General features: G+C 46.4%; 18 protein-coding genes. 17 read left to right on the forward strand and 1 reads right to left on the reverse strand.

The window, feature by feature from the left end; genetic code table 11:
• Positions 1–2: 2 nt before the first annotated feature.
• Positions 3–503 carry a CZB domain-containing protein gene (locus PHE37_RS04530; protein WP_299993713.1) on the reverse strand — a complete coding sequence of 167 codons (501 nt, stop codon included), beginning with the start codon at positions 501–503 and terminating at the stop codon, positions 3–5.
• Between the two features lie 273 nt (positions 504–776).
• On the opposite strand from PHE37_RS04530, the gene PHE37_RS04535 reads away from it, so the two are divergent.
• The 17 genes from PHE37_RS04535 (at position 777) to PHE37_RS04615 (ending at position 21,525) form a co-directional block, all read left to right on the forward strand.
• Positions 777–2,600, forward strand: a complete 1,824-nt coding sequence (locus PHE37_RS04535) for a proton-conducting transporter membrane subunit (protein WP_299993712.1) — start codon at positions 777–779, stop codon at positions 2,598–2,600.
• Positions 2,597–3,415, forward strand: a complete 819-nt coding sequence (locus PHE37_RS04540; protein ID WP_299993711.1) for a complex I subunit 1 family protein — start codon at positions 2,597–2,599, stop codon at positions 3,413–3,415. Before PHE37_RS04535 ends, PHE37_RS04540 begins: the two co-directional genes overlap by 4 nt.
• Complete coding sequence (gene nuoB, locus PHE37_RS04545; protein ID WP_299993710.1) at positions 3,412–3,939, forward strand: NADH-quinone oxidoreductase subunit NuoB; 528 nt, start codon at positions 3,412–3,414, stop codon at positions 3,937–3,939. Before PHE37_RS04540 ends, nuoB begins: the two co-directional genes overlap by 4 nt.
• A complete protein-coding gene (locus PHE37_RS04550) occupies positions 3,926–4,270 on the forward strand; it encodes an NADH-quinone oxidoreductase subunit C (RefSeq protein WP_299993709.1) in 345 nt (114 codons plus the stop codon). The genes nuoB and PHE37_RS04550 overlap by 14 nt, the downstream gene beginning before the upstream one ends.
• A complete protein-coding gene (locus tag PHE37_RS04555) occupies positions 4,267–5,352 on the forward strand; it encodes a nickel-dependent hydrogenase large subunit (protein ID WP_299993708.1) in 1,086 nt (361 codons plus the stop codon). The genes PHE37_RS04550 and PHE37_RS04555 overlap by 4 nt, the downstream gene beginning before the upstream one ends.
• Before the next feature lie 9 nt (positions 5,353–5,361).
• Positions 5,362–5,793: a 4Fe-4S dicluster domain-containing protein gene (locus tag PHE37_RS04560; protein WP_299993707.1), complete on the forward strand. Its 432-nt coding sequence runs from the start codon at positions 5,362–5,364 to the stop codon at positions 5,791–5,793.
• A gap of 3 nt (positions 5,794–5,796) precedes the next feature.
• Positions 5,797–8,226, forward strand: a complete 2,430-nt coding sequence (locus tag PHE37_RS04565) for a hydrogenase small subunit (protein ID WP_299993706.1) — start codon at positions 5,797–5,799, stop codon at positions 8,224–8,226.
• Positions 8,219–9,898 carry a nickel-dependent hydrogenase large subunit gene (locus PHE37_RS04570; protein WP_299993705.1) on the forward strand — a complete coding sequence of 560 codons (1,680 nt, stop codon included), beginning with the start codon at positions 8,219–8,221 and terminating at the stop codon, positions 9,896–9,898. Before PHE37_RS04565 ends, PHE37_RS04570 begins: the two co-directional genes overlap by 8 nt.
• A gap of 110 nt (positions 9,899–10,008) precedes the next feature.
• Complete coding sequence (locus PHE37_RS04575) at positions 10,009–10,602, forward strand: TetR/AcrR family transcriptional regulator (RefSeq protein WP_299993704.1); 594 nt, start codon at positions 10,009–10,011, stop codon at positions 10,600–10,602.
• The gene (locus PHE37_RS04580; RefSeq protein ID WP_300008244.1) at positions 10,553–11,479 is read left to right on the forward strand and encodes a hydrogenase; all 927 of its coding nucleotides are present in this window, start codon (positions 10,553–10,555) and stop codon (positions 11,477–11,479) included. Before PHE37_RS04575 ends, PHE37_RS04580 begins: the two co-directional genes overlap by 50 nt.
• A complete protein-coding gene (locus PHE37_RS04585) occupies positions 11,466–12,761 on the forward strand; it encodes a nickel-dependent hydrogenase large subunit (RefSeq protein ID WP_299993702.1) in 1,296 nt (431 codons plus the stop codon). Before PHE37_RS04580 ends, PHE37_RS04585 begins: the two co-directional genes overlap by 14 nt.
• Positions 12,762–12,958: 197 nt before the next feature.
• Entirely contained in the window at positions 12,959–14,197 is a 1,239-nt protein-coding gene (locus tag PHE37_RS04590) for a hydrogenase small subunit (RefSeq protein ID WP_299993701.1), read from the forward strand.
• A complete protein-coding gene (locus tag PHE37_RS04595) occupies positions 14,190–15,965 on the forward strand; it encodes a nickel-dependent hydrogenase large subunit (RefSeq protein ID WP_299993700.1) in 1,776 nt (591 codons plus the stop codon). The genes PHE37_RS04590 and PHE37_RS04595 overlap by 8 nt, the downstream gene beginning before the upstream one ends.
• 9 nt (positions 15,966–15,974) lie before the next feature.
• Positions 15,975–16,691: a cytochrome b/b6 domain-containing protein gene (locus PHE37_RS04600; protein ID WP_299993699.1), complete on the forward strand. Its 717-nt coding sequence runs from the start codon at positions 15,975–15,977 to the stop codon at positions 16,689–16,691.
• A 118-nt stretch (positions 16,692–16,809) separates the two neighbouring features.
• Positions 16,810–18,732, forward strand: a complete 1,923-nt coding sequence (locus PHE37_RS04605) for a hypothetical protein (protein WP_299993698.1) — start codon at positions 16,810–16,812, stop codon at positions 18,730–18,732.
• Positions 18,716–20,971, forward strand: a complete 2,256-nt coding sequence (gene hypF / locus PHE37_RS04610) for a carbamoyltransferase HypF (RefSeq protein ID WP_299993697.1) — start codon at positions 18,716–18,718, stop codon at positions 20,969–20,971. The genes PHE37_RS04605 and hypF overlap by 17 nt, the downstream gene beginning before the upstream one ends.
• A complete protein-coding gene (locus tag PHE37_RS04615) occupies positions 20,968–21,525 on the forward strand; it encodes a hydrogenase maturation protease (RefSeq protein WP_299993696.1) in 558 nt (185 codons plus the stop codon). The genes hypF and PHE37_RS04615 overlap by 4 nt, the downstream gene beginning before the upstream one ends.
• Positions 21,526–21,527: the final 2 nt, after the last annotated feature.

Consider the following 21,527-nt stretch of genomic DNA (forward strand, 5'->3'; position numbering starts at 1 on the left):
ATTTACGATCCTGGCCCCATTGCATTAGAAGCCACTTTCCCAGTATATTTGAATATCTGCGCTCCATGCATACTGATAGCCCCCTCCAGAACATCAAGTGCTGCAAACAATTCCTCTGATTTGTCCTTTAACAGATGATATTTCTTTTTGATTTGAGAAGAAACGGATAAGATCGGATGCCACCACAAAACGATTTTTTGGATACCGAACATCATTTTATTTTGCCCCTTGCCGGATTTCAATGCAAGAATGTCCAAATATAAATCATGCAGTTCTTTATGGAGTGTATCGACCGTTGCAAATGAAGTATAAATTTTGGAATTACGATCGAGTGATTTGAATTCACTTATAAGCCATTTTCCAAGTACGCATTCTGTTGCGGATGATTCGATTAGCGGCGAATCGGACAGAGCGTTTCCGACCAGATCTTCAACCCTGCTGATCCATCTAAGATGTGCTTTTTTTGCGTCATGCAATCCGACTATAATTGCTTTTTGTGTCATTGCAATTCCCTATTTTGAATTCCAAATACGATGATAGATTCTATCGATCCTTTCTTTAAAATATAATAATAAAAAACCCAAATAATTAAAAATAAGTTGTTTTTAGAAACAAACGCATGGAATAAACTCGTTGTAAAATAGATTCTCGAAAGGGTTGAGACTAAAAAAAATTAACTGTATTTGGTACTGATGAATTATATTTTTTTGGTAACTTTTCTGAACGATTCATGTGTTATAATCTATGAAATTTGCACCTAAAAAGGATGCGGAACGATGCTATTAACACTTATTCTATTACCGATAGCAACGGCTTTTTTAACACTGTTCTCCTCCAAACGTATGCAGTATTTTTTGAGTGGGGCTGTTTTAGCGATCGGGAGCTATCAATCGATTGTACTTTTTACCTCCGCAGAAAACATGTCGTTTCATCTCTCTTCTCTTTTTAATACCGTTATCATTGCCGCAGATATTATTTTATTGCTCTATTTTTTATATCAGGGTACGAAACACAACAGCTCGAAAGTCATCGTGTTAGCTGTCGTACAGTTAGTGCTGTTTCTATACATTGAGCATGCTGCTTCATCAGGACATTCAGCACAGGTAGTGGTTGATGGGCTCTCTAAATATACAATGGAGTATGATATTTCCTCTGGACATTCGGCAGAGATAGTGGTCGATGGGCTCTCCAAATTTATGTTTCTTATCATCAATATTGTGGGTGGGATTATCGTACTGTATTCCGTCCGTTATATGGAAGATGAAGAGGCAACACTGCGCAAAAAACAGCTTTTTATTGCCGGAATGTTCCTTTTTCTGTCGGTCATGAATGCTATTGTCTGCGCAAATTCTCTCATGCTTTTCTTCTTTTTATTCGAGATGACTACGTTGGCATCGTATCAGCTTATCGCTTTTCGCAATGATGAACTCAGCCGTACAAATGCCCTCAGAGCGCTTTGGATGAATCAAATCGGAGGAGCGGTGATCTTAGCAGGGGCACTAATCGCGCTTCGCAGTGCGAATACTTTGATGTTTGACACGCTGCTTCAGCATTCTGGAGGGATGTTGCTTCTTGCTTTGGCGCTGTTAAGTATGTCGGCATTGGTGAAAGGGGCATCGGTTCCGTTTGATAGCTGGCTGTTGGGAGCTATGGTTGCGCCTACCCCGGTGAGTGCGATGCTCCATTCGGCTACGATGGTCAAAATCGCTCCGTATTTGATTTTAAAACTTGCACCGGTACTTGGGACGACGCTACTCGGAGGGGTTTTATCCATAATAGGGGCTCTGGTATTTGTCGCCGCGTCGTATCTGGCGTTGTCTCGTTCGGTTTTCAAGGAGATATTGGGATATTCTACCGTGGCTCTTTTGGGGTTAATGATGGCTTTAGCGGCAATCGGTACGAAAGAGACGATGATGCTTGCAATGGTGCTGATGCTCTTTCATGCCCTCTCCAAAGCGCTGCTTTTTTTGGCGGCGGGAGTTTTGGAAAAACAGTATCATCTCAAAAGCATCGAAGAGATGAGTGCACTGGTGCATCGTGCTCCCAAAACGGTCGGCTATATCGTGCTGGGGTTTGTTTCGTTGACGTTGCCGCCGTTCGGTCTCTTTGTAGGGAAACTTTTTGCCATTACTTCGGTGGCATCGCTTCTGCGGGAACGCCCTTTGTTAGTGATCGTACTGGTCTCTATGGTCGTCGGGAGTGCATTGCTGGTGCTTTTGTATTTTAAAGTCTCTTCGGCGCTTCTCTCCAACCCTTCCGATACGCTCTCTGCTGAAAGGGAACGCATACCCTATGGCTATAATATTCCGTTGATTTTTTTGACTCTTCTGATCGTGGGGTCCGGTGCCGGATTCATCATTATCCAGCACAATGTATTACTTGCATTGCTGGCGGTTCCTCTGACCTTCGTCTTTGTTTTGCCGAGGGTTATGCGGGGGATGGAGCGATATGATCGGACTGACCCTTACCACTGCGGAGAAAAAGAGCCTTTTGATGCGGCCTTGGTCTATTTTGAACCTTCCGTTCGAGTAAAACGGATGATTTACTGGAGTTTTACCCTGCTGTTTGTTTCGGTAGCGGTTATTGGAGGGCTCTCATGATCTGGGTATGGATTGCACTTGCACCGATTTTGGGTGGTTTGGTTTACGGAGGCGAACGGGTACTGCGGGCTCGGATGCAACGGCGTCAGGGGCCTCCGGTCTTGCAGCCGTTTTATGACATGTTTAAACTTTTGGATAAACGGACATTGATCGTCCATGCTCCTCACGCACTGCTGGGGGTTGCCCATTTTTTTGTCCTTTGGTTTACCGTCGCGGCGATCTTTTTGGGATGGAATCTTCTCTATATCGTGTTTCTACATCTGTTTGCCCAAATGCTGCTGATTCTAGCAGGCTATAGCGTGCGATCGGCGTATTCGCACCTGGGTGCGAATCGGGAGCTTTTGATGCTGATCGCGTATGAACCGATACTGATTTTGGTAGCGGTCGGTTTTTATCTGCAAAGCGGAAGTTTCGATATCGCACAGATCGTCCGAGGGGGAGGATATTTAGTCCAAATGCCGCTGCTGTTTGTCGCATTAGCGATGATCGTTCCGATCAAAGTGAAAAAATCGCCGTTTGATGTCGGTGAGGCGCATCAGGAGATTGTCGGCGGAGTCGAGATCGAGTACAGCGGTCTGTTTTACGAGTTCTTATATATGTCTCGCTTTCTCGAATATATTTTTATCTATAGTTTTGTTTTTATCTTCGCAGGAGTATCGTACGGTCTTGGAGCAGCTTTGGTTGCAGGGGTCTTTTTGTTGGTGAATCTGGTTGATAATGCAACTGCCCGTGTACGTACAATGCATATGGTTAAAATCATCTATGCGGTGGCTTTGAGCCTGTCTATCGTCAATATAATGTGGATCGTGCTATGAAATTCTTTACCGCATTTCGTAAAAAATCACCCTGGATATTGCATTACAATGCCGGAAGCTGCAACGGATGCGATATCGAGATCCTCGCGGCGCTGGGACCGAAGTTCGATTTGGAACGGTTCGGGGTGATCAATACGGGGAATCCGAAGCAGTCGGACATCTTTTTGGTGACGGGGCCGGTGACGTACCGCTCCCGCGAACGTCTGGTAGAACTTTATTCACAAATCCCTGAACCAAAGGTGGTGATAGCGGTGGGATCATGCACGGCCACAGGGGGAGTATTTCGGGGGATGTATAACGTCGAAGACGGAATCGATCAGTACATTCCTGTAGACGTTTATGTTCCGGGCTGTGCTTCGACGCCTCAGCTGATCATTGATGCGATCGTCAAAGCACTGGAGATTTTGGAAACAAAAAGCAAAGAGATCGAAAAACCGTTTAAACTGTTCGGCGCCATTGCTATGGTCGGTAATAAACTGAGCCGGCTTAATATGGCAACAAGGGTGAAACATGATGAAATATGAGATAACATTGGCCACTCTGTTGGCCGATATCGGTGCGTTTTATGAACCGAAAAAATGGCATTTTCTGACAGTTAACGGAATCGATTTGGGGGAAGGGAAAATTGAGCTGCAATGGATTTTTTCCAAATATCATGTCAAAGACGAAATTGTCATCTATTATGCTATCAGCGATTATGAGACGCCGATCCCTTCAGTCGTTTCGTTGATTCCGTCGGCGTTTATGGGGGAGCGGGAGATTGTCGACATGTTCGGGCTTACTGTAGAGGGGGCGGAAAAAGGGCTTTACCTCGATGAGGACTCTCTGCCGCATCCGCTAAGGGGTGAATCATGAAAAAAACGATTCAGATTCCTTTGGGATCTCAGCATATTTCGCTGTTGGAGCCGATCCGGTTTAAATTCGAATGTGAGAACGAAAAAATCATCGGTGTCGATGCCGATGTCGGGTTTGTTCACCGCGGTGTCGAACTGGCCTGTACCCGCAGTTTTGAGTTTAAGCAGGTGGGATATGTCGTAGCCCGTGTCTGCGGGCTTTGCGCGATAACCCATTCGCTCTCCTATACCCTTGCAGTCGAAAAACTGCTCGGCTATGAAGCGAATGATCGGATCAAATATCTGCGGATGCTGATGGTGGAACTCGATCGCATCCATTCGCATATGCTGTGTCTGGCTCATACGGCGGAAAATGCAGGATTTGAAGCGCTTTTTATGCAGATTATGGCCGATCGGGAATTGGTGATGGATCTTCAAGAAGCGATCAGCGGGAACCGGGTTCAGTTCGATTTTATCGCTATCGGCGGGGTAAACCGTGATCTAACACCTGAACTGACATCACTGATACATAAAAATCTCACGTTGCTCTCCGAAAAAATCGATACGCTGATAGGACTTTTCGACAACAACTGGTCATTGTCGCTTAAATATAAAGGAGTGGGTGTATTGAGTTTGGAGGATGCCTATACCTATAACGCTCTGGGACCGCTGGCCCGTGCAACCGGTCTGGCAACGGATGTGCGTGTCGAGACAAGCGATTTTCCTTATGAGGCGATAGGATATAAAATGGTTCTTGAATCCACAGGAGACATATATGCCCGTAATTTTGTCCGTCTTCGGGAAATTGTGAACTCGATTGCCATGTGTAAAAATATCGCCGATAATCTCCCCTCAGGAGAGATACTGGAGAAGACGAAAGGGAAACCGAAAGGGGAAGCGGTTGTGCGAGTCGAGGCTCCTCGCGGAGAACTCTTTTATCTGGTGCGCGGTAACGGCGGAAACATGCTCGAGCGGGTTCGTATCAAGACTCCGACCTTTTCGGGCATCCCTGCGATGATGGAGGTGTTCAAAGGTTCTGAATATGCCGATGCCCCTGCCATTTTGGCATCGTTTGATCCGTGTATGTCTTGTACGGCGAAGTAGGAGAATAGTATGTTTAAGTCGATGTTTGAAGCATTGATGAATCTCTTTAAACCGGTACATACGCTAAACTATCCCGCCGAAGAGATGGTTCTTCCAAAAGGGTACCGTGGATTGATCGAATATGACAAAGAATCGTGCATTTTCTGTGACAAATGCGAAAAGGTATGTCCTCCCGGAGCGATTTTGTTTTATCAGCCGCTAGAAGGGGAAAAAGAGTATCGCTATAATCCGTGGCTTTGTATCTACTGCGGAGAATGCGTACGTGCATGTCCCAAACCCGAAGAGGCATTATGGCAAAGTGAAACAAAACAACGCTCAGCCGTGAAAGAAGACGGGGCAAACGAGGGATGGTTCGCGTGGGAAGAAGCATGCAAACAAAGCCGCGAAGCGTATAAAGCGCTCAAGCAGGCGGGTAAAATCCAAAACAAGAGTGAGGAGTAAAGAATGCGTATCGTAATTGTCGGAGGCGGGATAGCCGCTGTATACATTGCCAATACTCTTATGGAACAAAATAGCGGATCTGAGGTGGTGATCGTTTCGGATGAGGAGCATCCTCCGTACGATCGGATTCACCTGTGTAAATTGGTAGAAGATTGTAAATGTGTCGATTCCATAGAGTTGGAACTTCACCCCGCCGTTCGATTGGAATTGAACCAAAAAATCATCTCTATCGATTCTGCAGAGAAACGCATTTTCAGCGAAAATGCCGCATTCCATTACGATAAACTGATCATCGCGACAGGTTCCCGTCCTAAGGCACTTTTTGATATCTCCGGCATTGAAAATGCGGCAACGTTCAGAAGCCAAAAAGATTGTGAGCAGATTGCGCAGGGGATGATCGGCAAAAACGTCGTGATTGTCGGAGCGGGTCCTATCGCATTGGAACTTCTTGACACACTCATGCGCAGCAGTGCTCCGCAGAGCATCACCCTGCTGGTCCGAAAAAACTATCTCTACTCCGCCTCGATCAGTCGTGAGGGGTTGGCGCTGATACGTGAAATTTTCGAAGCCGATCCCCGTATCAAAATCGATTTTAATGACGCGATTGTTGATCGGGAGATTGTCGGATCGGAAATTAAGCGTATCTTGACCCGTAACGGGACGGAAATAGATAACCCATTCCTCATTTTCGGAGTCGGAATCGATCCGAATATCCCGTTTGCCCGTGACGTACTCGAATGCGATCGGGGCATATTGGTCGATGAGCGGATGCGTACTTCCGATGAAAATATCTACTGTGTCGGAGAAGCGGCACAGCTCCGAGAGGGGGGATTCATCGCCGGACGGGTGAAAGAGTGCACGATAGAGGCCGATGTCGCCATTGCCAATATCTTGGGCGATACGAGTAAAACTTTCAAAGAAGAGGTTTCCATCGATGGGCTTAAAGTGGGATCGTTTTTGTTTGCCGACGTTACCGCAACCGATTTTGACCCGAATGACCAAGAGAACGAAAATATCCTGATCTCTCACGGAGACCGTATTGATCAGTACATCGTCAATCACGACAGGCTCAAACGCTTTATCGGGATCAATACCAATATCGATCTGCTTGCCCTCAAACGTCTAATCGAAACCGATGCGCCGATCGATGCGGCGTATCTCTATTCGAATCGTCTGATGTCGGAATACGGAAAACTCGTTTGCAGCTGCGAAGGGGTGCATGAACTGGAACTGGTCGATATCATCCGCGAGAACGCCATAACGTCGTTTGCCGATCTCAAAGAACACTCCAAAGCGGGGCGTACCTGCGGACGGTGCAAACAGGATGTGTGTGCGATCATCTCCGCAACTCCGGTCGATCCGGTAGAGGCGGCGCGTCTGCGTGCCGAAAAAGAAGCGGCGGCTCAAGCGGCGGAACTGGAAAAAGTACGTGCGCGGATCGAAAAATACAATCGTCTCCATCCGAGAAATCAGTTGAATGCCGAGAATTTCCACGAGGCGTTGGAATCGTTTGAAATGAGTCGCGAATTCAACCGATGGGTATCGATGATTACCGCATCGATGCATCTGCACCCTCAGTTCGAGGAGGTTGTAGAAGAGGGGGTGACACAGCTGAATAAAATCCCGATCATTTGGCTGGAACTCGCCGATTGTACGGGTAACTCTGAAGCGTTTATCAAAACCTCCCACCCCAAAGTGGATGATCTGATCCTCAAATATATCTCGCTCGATTATCATGAACTTCTGATGGCGGCATCGGGGGATCAGTCGGAATCGGCACTGGAGAACATTTTGCGTAATGACAGCGGGAAATATCTTCTGATCGTTGAGGGGGCGGTTCCCCTGGGGATGGACGGCAAATTTTTGCGAATCGGTCCGAAGGGGGAAACGGGCGTTGATTTATTGCGCCGCGTTGCCAAAAATGCCGTAGCCGTCATGGCGGTCGGATCATGTGCGTATGACGGAGGGGTTGTCGCAGCCGCACCGAATCCGACAGGTGCCGTCGGAGTCGCGGAAGCGTTGGGTAGAGACGATATCATCAACCTCCCCGGATGTCCGACGAATCCGATCAATATCGTCGGAACCCTGCTTCAATACATCATGTTCGATGAATTTCCAAAACTCGATTCCAAAAACCGTCCCGAATGGGCATACGGGTTCCGTGTCCATGATAACTGTGAACGCCGCGGTCACTACGACGCAGAAGAGTTTGTTCGCGAATGGGGAGACGAAGGGGCGAAGAAGGGGTGGTGTCTTTTTGAAATGGGGTGCAAAGGGCCCTACGCCGATCTCAACTGTTCACTCGTAAAATTCAATGAAGGGACGAGTTGGCCGGTACAGGCTGGTCACGGATGTTTTGCCTGCGGACAGGGAAAAATCGCGTTTGACAGCTACGCCAATAATCGTAAATTACCGGAGGGAAGTCATGAGTAAAAAGATAATTATTGACCCGATTACCCGAATCGAAGGACATCTGCGGATTGAGGTTGAGATCGATGAGAATAACATTGTAACTGAGGCATGGGCATCGGGGCAGCTTTTTCGCGGGATCGAGACGATTTTACGCGGACGGGATCCCCGAGATTCGGGATTGATCGCTCAGCGTATTTGCGGTGTTTGTACCAACGTCCATTACCGTGCCTCGATCAGTGCGGTGGAAGCGGCCTACGGAATTGAAATACCTCATAATGCCGAGATCATCCGTAACCTCGTCACCCTCTCGTTGTTTGTTCAAGATCATATCGTCCATTATTATCATCTCCATTCACTCGATTTCGTCGATATTACCGGTGCTCTCGCCGCTGATTGCACGAAAGCCGCCAAAGATGCCGAGAAATGGTCGGATCATCCGTATCGTAACTCTGACGGTCATCTCGAAGCAATCAAAGAGAAGCTGGAAGGATTTGTCAACGCGGGACGGTTAGGGTTGTTTGCCAACGGCTACTGGGGACATGACGCCTATCGATTGAGTCCTGAGGAGAATCTGGTCCATATGAATCATTACTTGGAAGCGTTGCGGATTCAACGCGAGCTTTCTAAAGCGGTGGCGATTTTCGCAGGTAAAACCCCCCATCCTCAAAACCTCGTCGTCGGCGGAGTGACGAGCGTCGCCGATATGCTCAACCCTCAACGGCTGAACGACTTCTTGTTCATTATCAAAGAGGTACGGGACTTTATCGAACGTGCTTATATCCCCGATACTCTGATGCTCGTTAATGCTTACCGCGATTCAATAAAAGCGGGAGAAGGGCGTACGGTCGGAAATTTTATGTGCTGCGGCGGATACCGATTCGGAAAAGACCGGCATCTGTTTGAGAGCGGTGTGATCAAAGGGCACAATTTCGAGAGTATCGAGCCGTTTGATGCGGCTAAAATCACCGAAGAAGCCTCTCGCTCATGGTATGAGAACGATGCACCGCTCTCTCCGTATGATGGGGAGACGACACCGTTTTATACCGATCTCAATGAAGATGGTTCGCTTAAAACCGAGGGGAAATACACGTGGGTGAAAGCGCCGAGATATGATGGCAATGTCATGGAAGTGGGACCGCTGGCGCGGATGATCGTCGGGTATGCAAAACACTCTCCCGTCATTCGCCCTTATATGGAGCGGTTTATGAAACGTTCCGAGATGGAGCTGATCGATTTTTCGACAACGGTGGGACGAAATGCGGCGCGTGCGATAGAAGCACAGATCTGCTGTGATTATCTTTTCGATACGATGAGTGATTTGATCGAGAATATCAAATACTATGATGAGACGACATGGACGAAATATGTGTTCGAAGAGTTGCCTCAAGAGGCAAAAGGGGCGGGGATTTTCGAAGTACCGCGCGGGGTACTGGGACATTTCGTCCGGATAGAGGATGCTAAAATCGCCAACTATCAGGCGGTCGTTCCGACGACGTGGAATGCTTCTCCCAAAGGTGCGAAAGAGGGACGCGGAGCGTATGAGGAGTCGTTGATCGGCATAAAACTCTCGAATCCTTCCGCTCCGCTTGAAGTGTTGCGTGCGGTTCATTCGTTCGATCCGTGTTTGGCATGTGCCGTTCATGTGATCGATGCAACGGGACGGGAATTGTCACATTATAAAATTCTGAATTAGTATTCGCTATAATTATGAAAACGAATGCGTTCTACCTCTGTTGAGGGGAGGGCAGGTAACGGACTTGATTCCGTTACGATTCGAAATCATAAACGGTAGGAATAGAAAATTTGGCACGATTAACGAAAGAAGAACGTAAAGTTTCCATCATGACGAAAGCGTTGGAGCTCTTTTCCAAAGAGGGGTTTTATCAAACTACAATGCCCTCTATCGCTGAAAAAATCGGAATGAGTGTCGGGAATCTTTATAACTACTTTACCTCGAAAGAGATGTTGGCTAAAGATTTGATCCTTTATATCGCCAATATTTTGGGGGAAGAGATTCGGAAAATCAATGAAAGCCCTCTTAGTACAAAAGAAAAAGTCGAAGCGATTGTCCATATGTATTTTAAAATCGCACAAGAGCGTCCTGAAACGATCGAGTACTTTTTACGGGTCTATCTCTCCAATCGCGAAGTATTTCAGAACTGTTGCGAAGGGATGATCTGCGTTTCGGCCTTTGTGACCGAACTGATGATATTTTTTGAAGAAGGGGTGCGTTCTGGCGAACTCAAAGACCAAGACTTTTTCAGTGCATTCGGCCTTTTTATGGGGTATTTGGGTGGAATGGTATTTATAAACGGGGAAAAAATCCTCCCTAAACCGTTGGAGAGTTATGAAGCCTCCATCAGCGATAACATCTACAATGCCCTCAAATCCCGCTAAACTCAAGATGATTTGGTTGCAGGGGATCACCTGCAACGGCAACACGCACTCATTTTTAAATGATCCGGCATTAGAGACTCTTCTGGAATCCTCTGAGTTTATTCATCATCCGCTTTTACCGTGTTCGATGAATTTGCGCCAACTGGTAAAAAAACTTCCCAAATCCGATATTCTTATTTTCGAAGGGGCGTATAAAGCTGATTTTGAGCGTGCCGGTATGAGAATGGAAGAACTGTTAAATACGCTTGCTTCCAAAGCAAAACATATTATTGCGATGGGAAGCTGTGCGAGTTTCGGCGGTATCTTTAAAGAAGCAGACCCTGAACATATAAGCGGCATTTTGTTTGATAAAGAAAAAGAGAGCGGCCCTTTGAAAGAGATGCGGGAGAAAGTGATTACCCTCAGCGGTTGCCCCGCTCACCCGAAGTGGCTAAGCTTTGTTATTGAAATGATGCGGTTGGAAAAAACAATCGCGGTAGATGAGTTTCGTCGCCCGAAAGAACTGTATGCCTATCTAGTCCATAACGGATGTTTGCGTAACGAATATTTTGAATGGAAAGTCGATTGCGACACATTTGGAACCAAAGAAGGGTGTCTTTTTTACGATCAGGGGTGCCAAGGTCCCTTTACCCACGGCAGCTGTAACAAGATACTGTGGAACGAGGTGAGTTCCAAAACCCGTTCCGGTACGCCGTGTGTCGGTTGCACCGAGCCGACATTTCCAAAACGGGAACTTTTTACGACGAAAACCTATATGTCGATTCCCGCTGAGATGCCTCTTGGGGTACCAAAACGGAGCTATTTGGCATTGGCCGGAGCAGCAAAATCGTTTCATATCAAACGCCTTGAAGGGAAATTGATCGATGATAACGCATGAACTGATCGAGCGGATCGAAGGAGAAGCGGTACTCGATTTTAAAACCGACAAAAGCGGTCACGTTCAGGAAGCATCTATCCGGTTTCTCCATTTTCGTGGGATGGAAGCGATCTTAGAGGGGCGTAATGCGCTGGATGCATTAGTCATCGCTCCCCGTGTTTGCGGCATTTGCGGACATTCGCATCTGATTGCGGCGGTTCGTATGTTGGAAAATCTGTATGCTTCCGCAGGTAGTGCTGTGAAGGTAACTCCTAAAGCGCACGCACTCCGGGAAGTGACGAGAGTGTGCGAATTGATGCAGAACCATATCAAGTGGCTTTATCTTGTAATGCTGCATGAGAGCGGTAAGCTTTTAGGAAAGGAACCTCAGGTTGCCCTTAGAGCGCTGTACGCTTCTTCTCAGATTAATCAAATGAGTGCTTTGTTCAGCGGACAATGGCCTCATAGCTCATACGCCCATCCGGGCGGCGTCACATGCGATCCGACCCATATTGAAGTGATGCAGGCGTTGAAACTGCTATCCGATGTCGAACGTTTTATCGAAAAGGATGTTCTAGGGTGTAAAACCGAAAATTTTGAAGCGAATATGGATGTCGAATCGCTGCTTTTGATGGAAGGGGATTTCGGAACGCTATTGCGTTATTTTGAGCGGTTGGATTTGTTAGATTTAGGAAAAAGTCACGGACGATTTTTGGTGCTGGGTGAAGATGCGCATGAGATTACCCCTAATGAACGCAGCTATGCACACATAGATTTTGTGAGTGAAGATGATTCACAGACATTTGCTCACGGAGGGAAGACCTATGCAAAAAATGCACTGTATCGCGGAAAGTTTTATGAAACCGGCCCTTTGGCTCGAGCCATCAGCACTGAACGCTCTGGGGTGAGTGCGCTGTATCAGCAATACGGCGATACGGCATTGACCCGGATTACGGCCCGAATCGATGAGGTAGTTTCCCTCATAGCCTATGTACGTTTGCTCCTCACTTCACTTGATTTCACGGAATCTTCCTTTATTCCTCCCGTATCGATTGAGAGTATCAGCGGGAAGGGTGTAGGGGTGGTTGAAGCACCCAGAGGTTCTTTGATCCATCGCGCAACGGTTGAAAAAGGGAAAATAGCCTCTTACTCCATTATCACTCCGACACAGTGGAATCTCGGAAACGGCACCTATGATTCGCCCGGGATTGCCCAAAAAGCAATGCTCGGAATTGAATCTACGGCAAAAGCCTCTCTTATTTTTCGAACTTTCGATGTCTGCTCTGTCTGTACGACACACTAAAATAACTTTTTAGAAATTAACTTTTTACACATCAATAATATTTATTTATGTATATCTGGGTAGAAATGATGCCGATATTGTCCCATAAATATATAAGAAATTATATTTTTCAATAAATTTTATGCTTTAAATATTCGTTTAAGTTATCCAGACGTACAATACTGAATGATTGTTCATAAATATTTGAGGAGGGGACCATGTCCGATAAAATAGAAGCGGTTAAAAAACTGTTTACTTCGAAAAGTTCGCGCGTTGAAACGAACAAGGGTGATACGTATTACCAAGACTTGTTTGCAAAATGTGAAGCGCGCTTAAATGAGATGCGTGCACAAACGCCTGCCAATAGACTCGATTTTTCAGAGCTTTTAGAAGAGAATGGAATTGATAGACGAGAGTTTATGAAATGGGCGAGTGCGACGACGGCCATGTTGATGCTCCCTCCGATGTTTACACCGCTGGTCGCTGATGCTGCGGTCATGATGAACCGTGCCCCTGTTATTTGGCTGGAACTTCAAGACTGTGCCGGTAACTCTGAGGCACTTTTACGTGCAGACGGGCCAAAAATTGATGAGATCGTTCTCGATATCATCTCTCTCGAGTATCATGAGACTTTGCAAGCTGCAGCCGGTTTTCAGGCCGAAAAACAGCTTGATGAGGCGATGGAAACATTTAAAGGAAAGTATCTTTTATTCGTAGAAGGCTCTATTCCGATGGGAATGAACGGGCAATACGGGACGATTGGTGCAGCAGGTGAAACATTTCATGACCACTTGATGCGTTGTTCTGAAAATGCAGCGGCGATTGTTGCGGTCGGTGCATGTGCAACATTCGGCGGTATTCCGGCTGCTTCACCGAATCCTACCGGTGCGGTTGGGGTTATGAATGTTGTCAAAAATAAACCGATTATCAATATTCCTGCGTGTCCTGCAAATCCGGCAAATATGGTCGGAGTTATTTTGCATTATCTATTGACAGGACAAATTCCGGAGCTTGATTCACTATTGCGTCCTAAGTTTGCGTTTGGATACCGTATCCATGATAACTGCGAACGCCGTGCACACTTTGATGCAGGTGAATACGTAGAAGAATGGGGTGACAAAGGGGCTCAAAATAATTTCTGTCTTTATAAAATGGGTTGTAAAGGGCCGATGACATTTAATAACTGTTCTATTGTCCGCTATAACGAAGGGATCAACTGGCCTATCGGAGTAGGACGCGGATGTATCGGATGTTCTGAACCCGATTTCTGGGATAAATACGCATATGAGCGTCCGATGGCGGATGCGAAAATCAAAGCACCTACCGGCGGTGTAGAAAAAACAGTTGACGAATTCGGTTTGGGCATGCTGACAGCAGTCGGTATCGGTATCGGTATCCATGCAGCAGCAAGTGCCGTAGCAGGTAAACGAGAAAAATCAGGAGAGAGCCATGAGTAAACATATTGTAGTTGACCCTATTACACGTATTGAAGGGCATTTGCGTATTGAAGCAGTAATTGATGAGAATAACACGATCGTTGATGCATACAGCGCTTCAACCATGTTCCGCGGTATTGAGACGATTTTACAAGGGCGTGATCCGCGTGACTGCGGTTTGTTGGCGATGCGTATTTGCGGTGTGTGTACCGGTACCCACTATCAACGTTCTATCGAAGCGGTCGAAGATGCATTTAAGATCACTATTCCTAAAAATGCACGTATCGTACGTAACTTGATCCAGGGTGCGTTGTATGTGCACGACCACCTCGTTCACTTTTATCATCTTCATGCTCTCGATTTTGTCGATGTTGTTTCGGCTCTTTCGGCTGATCCGGCTAAAACGGCGGCAGAAGCACGTAAATGGGCTGCTGTTGCGGGTGAATCACCGTTTATCGATGGTGAAGGCGAATTTAAAGCGATTCAAGATCGCGTGGCTAAATTTGTGAAACAAGGGCGTTTGGGGATTTTCGGAAACGGATATTGGGGGAATGCCCATTATAAATTGACTCCGGAACAAAACCTTATCGGAGTTGCCCACTATCTTCAAGCGTTGGAAATCCAACGTGATTTGGCAAAAATGCAGGCAATCTTCGGAGGTAAAAACCCGCATCCGCAATCGATTGTTGTCGGTGGAGTAACGTGTGTTCAGGATATTCAAAACCCTGCTCGCATTGCACAATTCAAATCATTGCTTCTTGCCGGGCGCAAGTTTGTAAAAGAGGCATATTTACCGGATGTTTATATGGCGGGTACAATGTACGCCGGTGAAGCAACGGATTCTAAAGCGACATTTACTGAGTTGATGGCTGGCAAAGGGGTCGGTGGAACCGGAGGCGGACTGCTTAACTACATGAGTTACGGCGATTTCCGTCTGGATGATACCGGCTTTTATAAATCAGGGCTCCTTTTCCCAAGCGGTATTGTTTACGGCGGCGACATCAGTAAAGTAGCTGATGTAGACCAAGCAAAAATTGCGGAAGACGTGACTCACTCGTGGTATAAAGGGGACAAACCTCTTCATCCGTATGAAGGGCAAACGATTCCGGAATATACGGGTCTTGATAAACGTGAAGACGGTATTGCTTATCTCAAAACCAAAGAGAAATACAGCTGGATCAAATCACCGATCTATAACGATACCCGTGTTGAAGTAGGACCGTTGGCCCGTATGGTCGTCGGTGTTGCACGAAAAGACAAACGAATTACAAAATATGTGACAGAGTTCTTACAACGCGGAAATCTTCCGATCGCAGTATTGTTCAGTACTGTCGGGCGTACTGCGGCACGTGCTATTGAAACTTCGTTGATGTCTGATGTAATGATTGAATGGGTAGACGAACTAGCGGCAAATGCAGCGGCTGGCGATCTTAAAACGTGGACTGATTTTAATTTTGACGAAGTCAGTATGAGTACCAAAGGTATGGGGCTTGCAGAAGCACCGCGCGGTTCATTGGGGCACTGGGTTAGTATTGCAGACGGAAAAGTAGTTAACTACCAAGCGGTCGTTCCTTCAACGTGGAATGCGGCTCCGCGTGACTATAAAGGACGTATGGGTGCGTATGAAGCGAGTTTGATCGGGACTAAAGTAGCCAATCCTGAACAACCGCTGGAAATTATCCGAACTATTCATAGTTTTGACCCATGTATCGCTTGTGCCGTACACGTTGTCGATACCAAAGGTAAAGAGCTCGCTGTTTACAAAGTAGATACCTCTTGCAGTATCTAAGGAGATAACATGAATCAGGAGTACAAACAAGTCAAACGCATGACCCCGGCCATGCGCATCATCCATTGGTTGAATGCGTTTAGTATGATCGGGGCCATTGCGACGGGTCTTTATATCGGACATCCGTACTATCAGACGTTCATCGCAGATGGTGCAGTCGATAAGTATGTAATGGCATGGAACCGGTACGGGCATTTCATTATTGCCATCATCTTTGATGTGACGTCGGTTGCAATCGTCTATCTTTATTTTTTCAGCCGGTTTGAAAAGCCGTATAAAAAGGTTATTCCAAATGCTAAAAATCTGATTGAGTTCAAAGATGTTGTCGTAAATTTATTGTCATTAAACCGTAAAAATGAGTTTAACTCAACGCATTCGGACAGTTTCAATACGGTCTATTTCACGATTTTCCATTTGCTTTTGCTTTGGATGCTGTTTACCGGTCTTCAAATGTACGTATGGGGATTGGGATCAGGACTAAGTTCTATCGGATCATGGTGGCCGTGGATGCTGCATGTTGCGACTGACTGGACATTATATGTTACAGGCGGAAGTAAAATGGATGTGCGGTTGTCGCATCACTATACTATGTGGTTTATTATTTGCTGGATTGTGTTTCATATCTATTATCAGGTATGGAGAACGATTTTCTGGAAAGAGGCGGATATTGCGATCGTCATCGGCGGTTCAAAATTTGTTAAACAAGACAAAGCTAATAAAAAATAATTGTTCTCAAACAAGCCGATGAGCGTATTGCTTCTTCGGCTTGTTTCATAGTGTTTTCATATATCCCCTGCGGGGGATCGATGAAAGAACTATCGACTTAGTATCATGAAGGATTCTTATGGCATTTACATTAGAGGTCATGACCTCTTTTTCTCAACCGTATATTAAAAATTATTTGATTTCTACAATCCGTTCTTTTAACATCAAAGCCGTTGTCCATCAGCAAAAATCAAAAATTATTTGTGCTTTTGAGAGCAATCATGAAAAACTTCAAGAGTGTATCGAGACGATCGGGAACACATTGCCGGCTTCATGTTTCATGAGTGGCTCACAACATTATGACATTGAGGGGGAACCTGAAGCCTTGCCTGACTTTGATGTTGAGTATCCGCTTGGCCTCGGATTGTGCCCGAGCTGTCAAAAAGAGATGTTCGATCCCTCTTCAAAGCGGTATTATTACCCTTTTACCCAATGCACCCATTGCGGCGGACAATACGCGTTTTTCGAGCACTATCCGTACGAGCGGAGCAATACGGTACTTAGTTATGTACAACCGTGCCCGACGTGTGAAAAGGAATCGAAAACATATGGCCGCCGTGAAAAACAGGTGTTGAACTCATGCCATGAATGTGGTATTCCGGTAAAGTTATTGCATAAAGAGAAAGAGCGTTACGCCAATGATGCGGGGAGCTTTAGAACGATGTTCGAAGTTGCTGCCAAAGCGTTACGCGACGGTAAGACACTCCTTATGAAAACGACGCTGGGATACCGCCGTTTCTACCGGGCGGAGAAGCTGGAATACGGGTCCGTTTTGATGTTGGTCAATGCGACGAAAATCACCGACTATTGCTCTTTGATTAATGATGAATTTAATGCATTGCTGAGTATCGAACGTCCGATATTGCATGTCGCTCTTAAAGACGAAAGCCTCAGAAACACTTTTGGAACCTCCATTGACGTCAAATATCCCGATGAGGGATTTTCGATTTTGCTGGGAAAAGAGTTGACACAGCTGGGGTTGGACTACATTGCGTACGAAGCGTTGGAACATCCGTGCGAAGCAGATTTTGTGATGGAATTTGATCTCAATATCCAGCATCAGAGCGATATGCGTCTCTTCATCAACAAAGATATCAAATTCATTACCTCCGGTGAACGGGTTTCATTTCCTTCACGTTTTCCTGTCGGAACCGATACCTTGAGTATCGCACACGGTCTGGTTGGGATCAAAGATGAGAAAGGGATGCTGTTTGATCAAATGGGGCGATTCACCTCTGCCTCAACGGTAAAAGTCAATCAGCTCGAAACCGAGACACCGGCGGTTGAATCAAACAACTTTCACACGATGGCCGAAGATGAAGCCTCTTTTATGTCGGTCATTGCGGAACACGGCAAATTCGGAACCAAAGTGGTCGGAGCCTATTTTCAGGAAGAACCCTCATTTTTGTATTATGACGGTAAAAAAGTGATTCGTGTTGTCCCTCCCCATACGTTCAGTGCGGCAGGATTGATCGATCAAATGGCTACTCTGCGTGAGGGCTCGGATCGCTTGGTTGAGAATATCAAAAATAAATTGCCGCATATGTATGAATTGCTTTTGGAGCTCGAACAAAGTGATGCGACTTTGTTTGAAGTGACTGCCATGATTTTGGGCTTGGAAGACAAAAGCTACGAAGGGGTCATGCGAGAAGCTCTGAAATTTATCGGTAAAGGTGGACTCCAAATCGATACCAAAGTCCACGACAATCGATTTAATCACGTCGCCTTTTTATCCAGTATCATCAGCTACCAAATAGCGGGTGTAGATTCAGTATATCTAAGCTATTCTATCTTCGAATCGTTCGGAGACTATTTCAGCGAATTGTTGAATGAAATCAAAGGGAAAACCAAAGCGACGGATATTGTACTCTGCGGCAGTTACTTCGGAGGGCAATCGCTCTATAGCCGGTTGCAGAGAAATTTGAAAGCAACACCTCCGCTGCTGAATGTGAACTATCCGATCGGGAAGGAAAATTGCGTTGTCGGTGGGGTCTTTTTATAATCAAAATGTACGTATCCTAGTTCAAGGATTAGTTCAAGGGGTTGGATTCCGCCCGTTTGTCTACCGAATGGCAAAACAGCATCACATTAAAGGAACCGTTTGCAATACCCCTGAGGGGGTTGTGATCGAGGCTCAGGGGGTATATTGCGATGCGTTCGTAGATGCCCTGCGTACGAATCTTCCCCCAAGAGCCCGTATCGACTCACTGAGTGTCAGTGAGGTAACTGATAGTATTACCTACGATGATTTTGAGATTTTAGAGAGTTTTATGGGAGAGGGGAGCGTCGCTATTCCCTTGGATAGCGCTTTATGCTACGCATGTGAAGCCGAGATGGACGATCCCTCCAACCGCCGCTACCAATACCCCTTTATCAACTGCACCGATTGCGGTCCCCGATATACGATCATCCAAATCCCTCCGTATGATCGGGTACGCACTTCTATGAAACATTTTACGATGTGTCCGGAATGCGAGGCGGAATACACCGATCCCAATTCCCGCCGTTATCATGCCGAACCGATCAGCTGTCCGCAATGCGGTCCGAAGTTGAAAATGATCGATAATCAGGGGAACCTAATCGTGGGCGATCCTCTCGAACTGGCTGTAAAAATGGTGAAAGAGGGGAAAATAATCGCCCTTAAAGGGCTGGGCGGATTTCATTTGATGTGCGATGCCACTTCCGATATCGCCGTGGCTGAATTGCGTCGCCGCAAACATCGCAAGGCCAAACCGCTGGCTGTGATGTTTCGCTCTCTCGAAGATTTGGAACGCTATAGTGAAATTACCGAGGATGAGCGAGCACACATCGCCGGCGCGCTTAAGCCGATCGTGGTCGTACGTGCAAAAAAAGATACGGATCTTTCTCAGTATGTAGCACCTACGATCGATCGGCTAGGGGTTTTTCTCCCGTATACCCCATTGCACCGTCTTCTCTTCGAGCAAATCGATTTTCCGCTTGTCGCGACCAGTGCCAATGTAAGCGATGAACCTATTATTGTCCGAACGGATGAGATCGTGAGCCGATTGGGAAATGTGGTCGATGCCGTTTTGAGCCATGATCGCACTATCATCAACCCTCTCGATGATTCCGTACTTCAAATCGCAGAGGGAAGAGTCGTCATGCTCAGAATGGGTCGAGGGTTCGCACCTCGTACTTTTCCATTGACACAAACGCTTGAACAAAGTGTCATGGCAGTAGGCGCACACCAAAAAAGCGCTATTGCCCTCGGGGTACAAAACAACATGGTGTTGAGCGGACATATCGGTGATTTGGGAAGTGTGGAAGCGGATGGTTATTTTGATCGCACCATCCAAACGTTCAAACGATTTTATGAGACTGAACCCACGGTGATTGCCAGCGATTTACATCCGTTTTACAGTTCGACTCAATATGCCGTTGCCGCAAAGAGAGACCATATTACCGTACAGCATCATTATGCCCATATCCTTGCCTGTATGGCCGAGTACAGTTTGGAAGAAAAAGTGTTGGGATTTGCATTTGACGGGACCGGATACGGAGATGACGGGAACCTTTGGGGCGGTGAAGTCCTGATTGCCGATACGCATGGATATGAGCGGATCGGTTTTCTAAAACCGTTTGCCCTTTTAGGTGGTGACAAAGCGATTAAAGAACCGCGCCGAATCGCACTCTCACTGTTGTTTGACTCCTATACTCTAGAAGAGGTTCTGGAGCTGAAAACCCCGACAACGGAAGCTTTTCTGCCTCACGAGATACGGACGCTTCATCATATGTGGCAGAAAAACATCAATGCTCCCCTGAGCAGCTCGATGGGTCGGCTGTTTGATGCCGTAGCCTCATTGGGAGGATTTATCCAGACGCTCGATTATGAAGGCCAGGGCGGGATGATTATGGAATCATTCGTCGATGAGTCGATCACGCAACCGTTTGAATTTAGTGTTGAAGAGGGTGCGGTAGATCTCTCAGACATGGTAAAAGAGATCATTATCCTCATCGCTGAAGCGGATTCGAAACGGCTCATTGCCAGCCGATTTATTGCTACGGTCGAGGCCATCATGCTGAGATTTGCTGCTCTGCATCCGGAATTGCCGATCGTTATCGGAGGAGGGGTATTTCAAAACCGTGCGTTGATGGAACGATTGTACCACCGCTTCGGTAATGGAGCGTTTTATGCCCAACAGCAAACGCCGATTAATGACGGATCGATTGCATTAGGACAACTCTATTATATAATTCACAATACTAAAGGAAAAGAATGAACGCTAAAGTCGCATTGATCGGTTCGGGAAACGCATTTTTTATGGATGAAGGGATCGGTTTGTATGCCGGAAAATATCTCAAAGAAAATTTTACGTTTGAACCGGCACTGGATATCGTGGATGGCGGAACTTTGGGCTTTCGCTTGATGCCGCTGCTGCAGGAGTATGAGAACGTCGTCATTGTAAACACCAGTTCCGATGACACGAAAGAGGTAGGAAGTATCGAAGTGTTAAGCGGCGATGAGTTGATTGCCAATCAGGGGATCAAAAAAACGGCGAACGAAGTCGAGATCACCGAGATGCTCCAAATCTGCTCGATGGCAAACCACTGTGCCGAAACGACCATGATCAGTATCGTTCCCGAAGATATCATCAGTGTTGCTGTCGGAGTGACTCCCGCCCTTCGATTAAAATGGTCGGAATATATTGATGTGATTGTGGATGAACTCGAAAAATTGGGGATCAAGAGCAGCAAAAAAGCCGAGATCATGTGTCTGGATGAAATACTCGAACAGTTCGCCAATCCAAGCATCGAACACGGCAAAGGATTTTAAGG

Origin of the sequence: Sulfuricurvum sp., from assembly GCF_028681615.1 — a bacterium.
Taxonomy (GTDB): Bacteria; Campylobacterota; Campylobacteria; order Campylobacterales; family Sulfurimonadaceae; genus Sulfuricurvum.

What these genes read in the sequence shown, in the direction of transcription:
- PHE37_RS04595 (WP_299993700.1), top strand. Translation starts at nt 14,190, where the DNA reads ATGAGTAAACATATTGTAGTTGACCCTATTACACGTATTGAAGGGCAT.
- PHE37_RS04565 (WP_299993706.1), top strand. Translation starts at nt 5,797, where the DNA reads ATGCGTATCGTAATTGTCGGAGGCGGGATAGCCGCTGTATACATTGCC.
- nuoB (WP_299993710.1), top strand. Translation starts at nt 3,412, where the DNA reads ATGAAATTCTTTACCGCATTTCGTAAAAAATCACCCTGGATATTGCAT.
- PHE37_RS04590 (WP_299993701.1), top strand. Translation starts at nt 12,959, where the DNA reads ATGTCCGATAAAATAGAAGCGGTTAAAAAACTGTTTACTTCGAAAAGT.
- PHE37_RS04570 (WP_299993705.1), top strand. Translation starts at nt 8,219, where the DNA reads ATGAGTAAAAAGATAATTATTGACCCGATTACCCGAATCGAAGGACAT.
- PHE37_RS04580 (WP_300008244.1), top strand. Translation starts at nt 10,553, where the DNA reads ATGAAGCCTCCATCAGCGATAACATCTACAATGCCCTCAAATCCCGCT.
- PHE37_RS04600 (WP_299993699.1), top strand. Translation starts at nt 15,975, where the DNA reads ATGAATCAGGAGTACAAACAAGTCAAACGCATGACCCCGGCCATGCGC.
- PHE37_RS04560 (WP_299993707.1), top strand. Translation starts at nt 5,362, where the DNA reads ATGTTTAAGTCGATGTTTGAAGCATTGATGAATCTCTTTAAACCGGTA.
- PHE37_RS04555 (WP_299993708.1), top strand. Translation starts at nt 4,267, where the DNA reads ATGAAAAAAACGATTCAGATTCCTTTGGGATCTCAGCATATTTCGCTG.
- PHE37_RS04540 (WP_299993711.1), top strand. Translation starts at nt 2,597, where the DNA reads ATGATCTGGGTATGGATTGCACTTGCACCGATTTTGGGTGGTTTGGTT.
- PHE37_RS04530 (WP_299993713.1), bottom strand. Translation starts at nt 503, where the DNA reads ATGACACAAAAAGCAATTATAGTCGGATTGCATGACGCAAAAAAAGCA.
- PHE37_RS04605 (WP_299993698.1), top strand. Translation starts at nt 16,810, where the DNA reads ATGGCATTTACATTAGAGGTCATGACCTCTTTTTCTCAACCGTATATT.
- PHE37_RS04535 (WP_299993712.1), top strand. Translation starts at nt 777, where the DNA reads ATGCTATTAACACTTATTCTATTACCGATAGCAACGGCTTTTTTAACA.
- PHE37_RS04615 (WP_299993696.1), top strand. Translation starts at nt 20,968, where the DNA reads ATGAACGCTAAAGTCGCATTGATCGGTTCGGGAAACGCATTTTTTATG.
- PHE37_RS04585 (WP_299993702.1), top strand. Translation starts at nt 11,466, where the DNA reads ATGATAACGCATGAACTGATCGAGCGGATCGAAGGAGAAGCGGTACTC.
- PHE37_RS04550 (WP_299993709.1), top strand. Translation starts at nt 3,926, where the DNA reads ATGATGAAATATGAGATAACATTGGCCACTCTGTTGGCCGATATCGGT.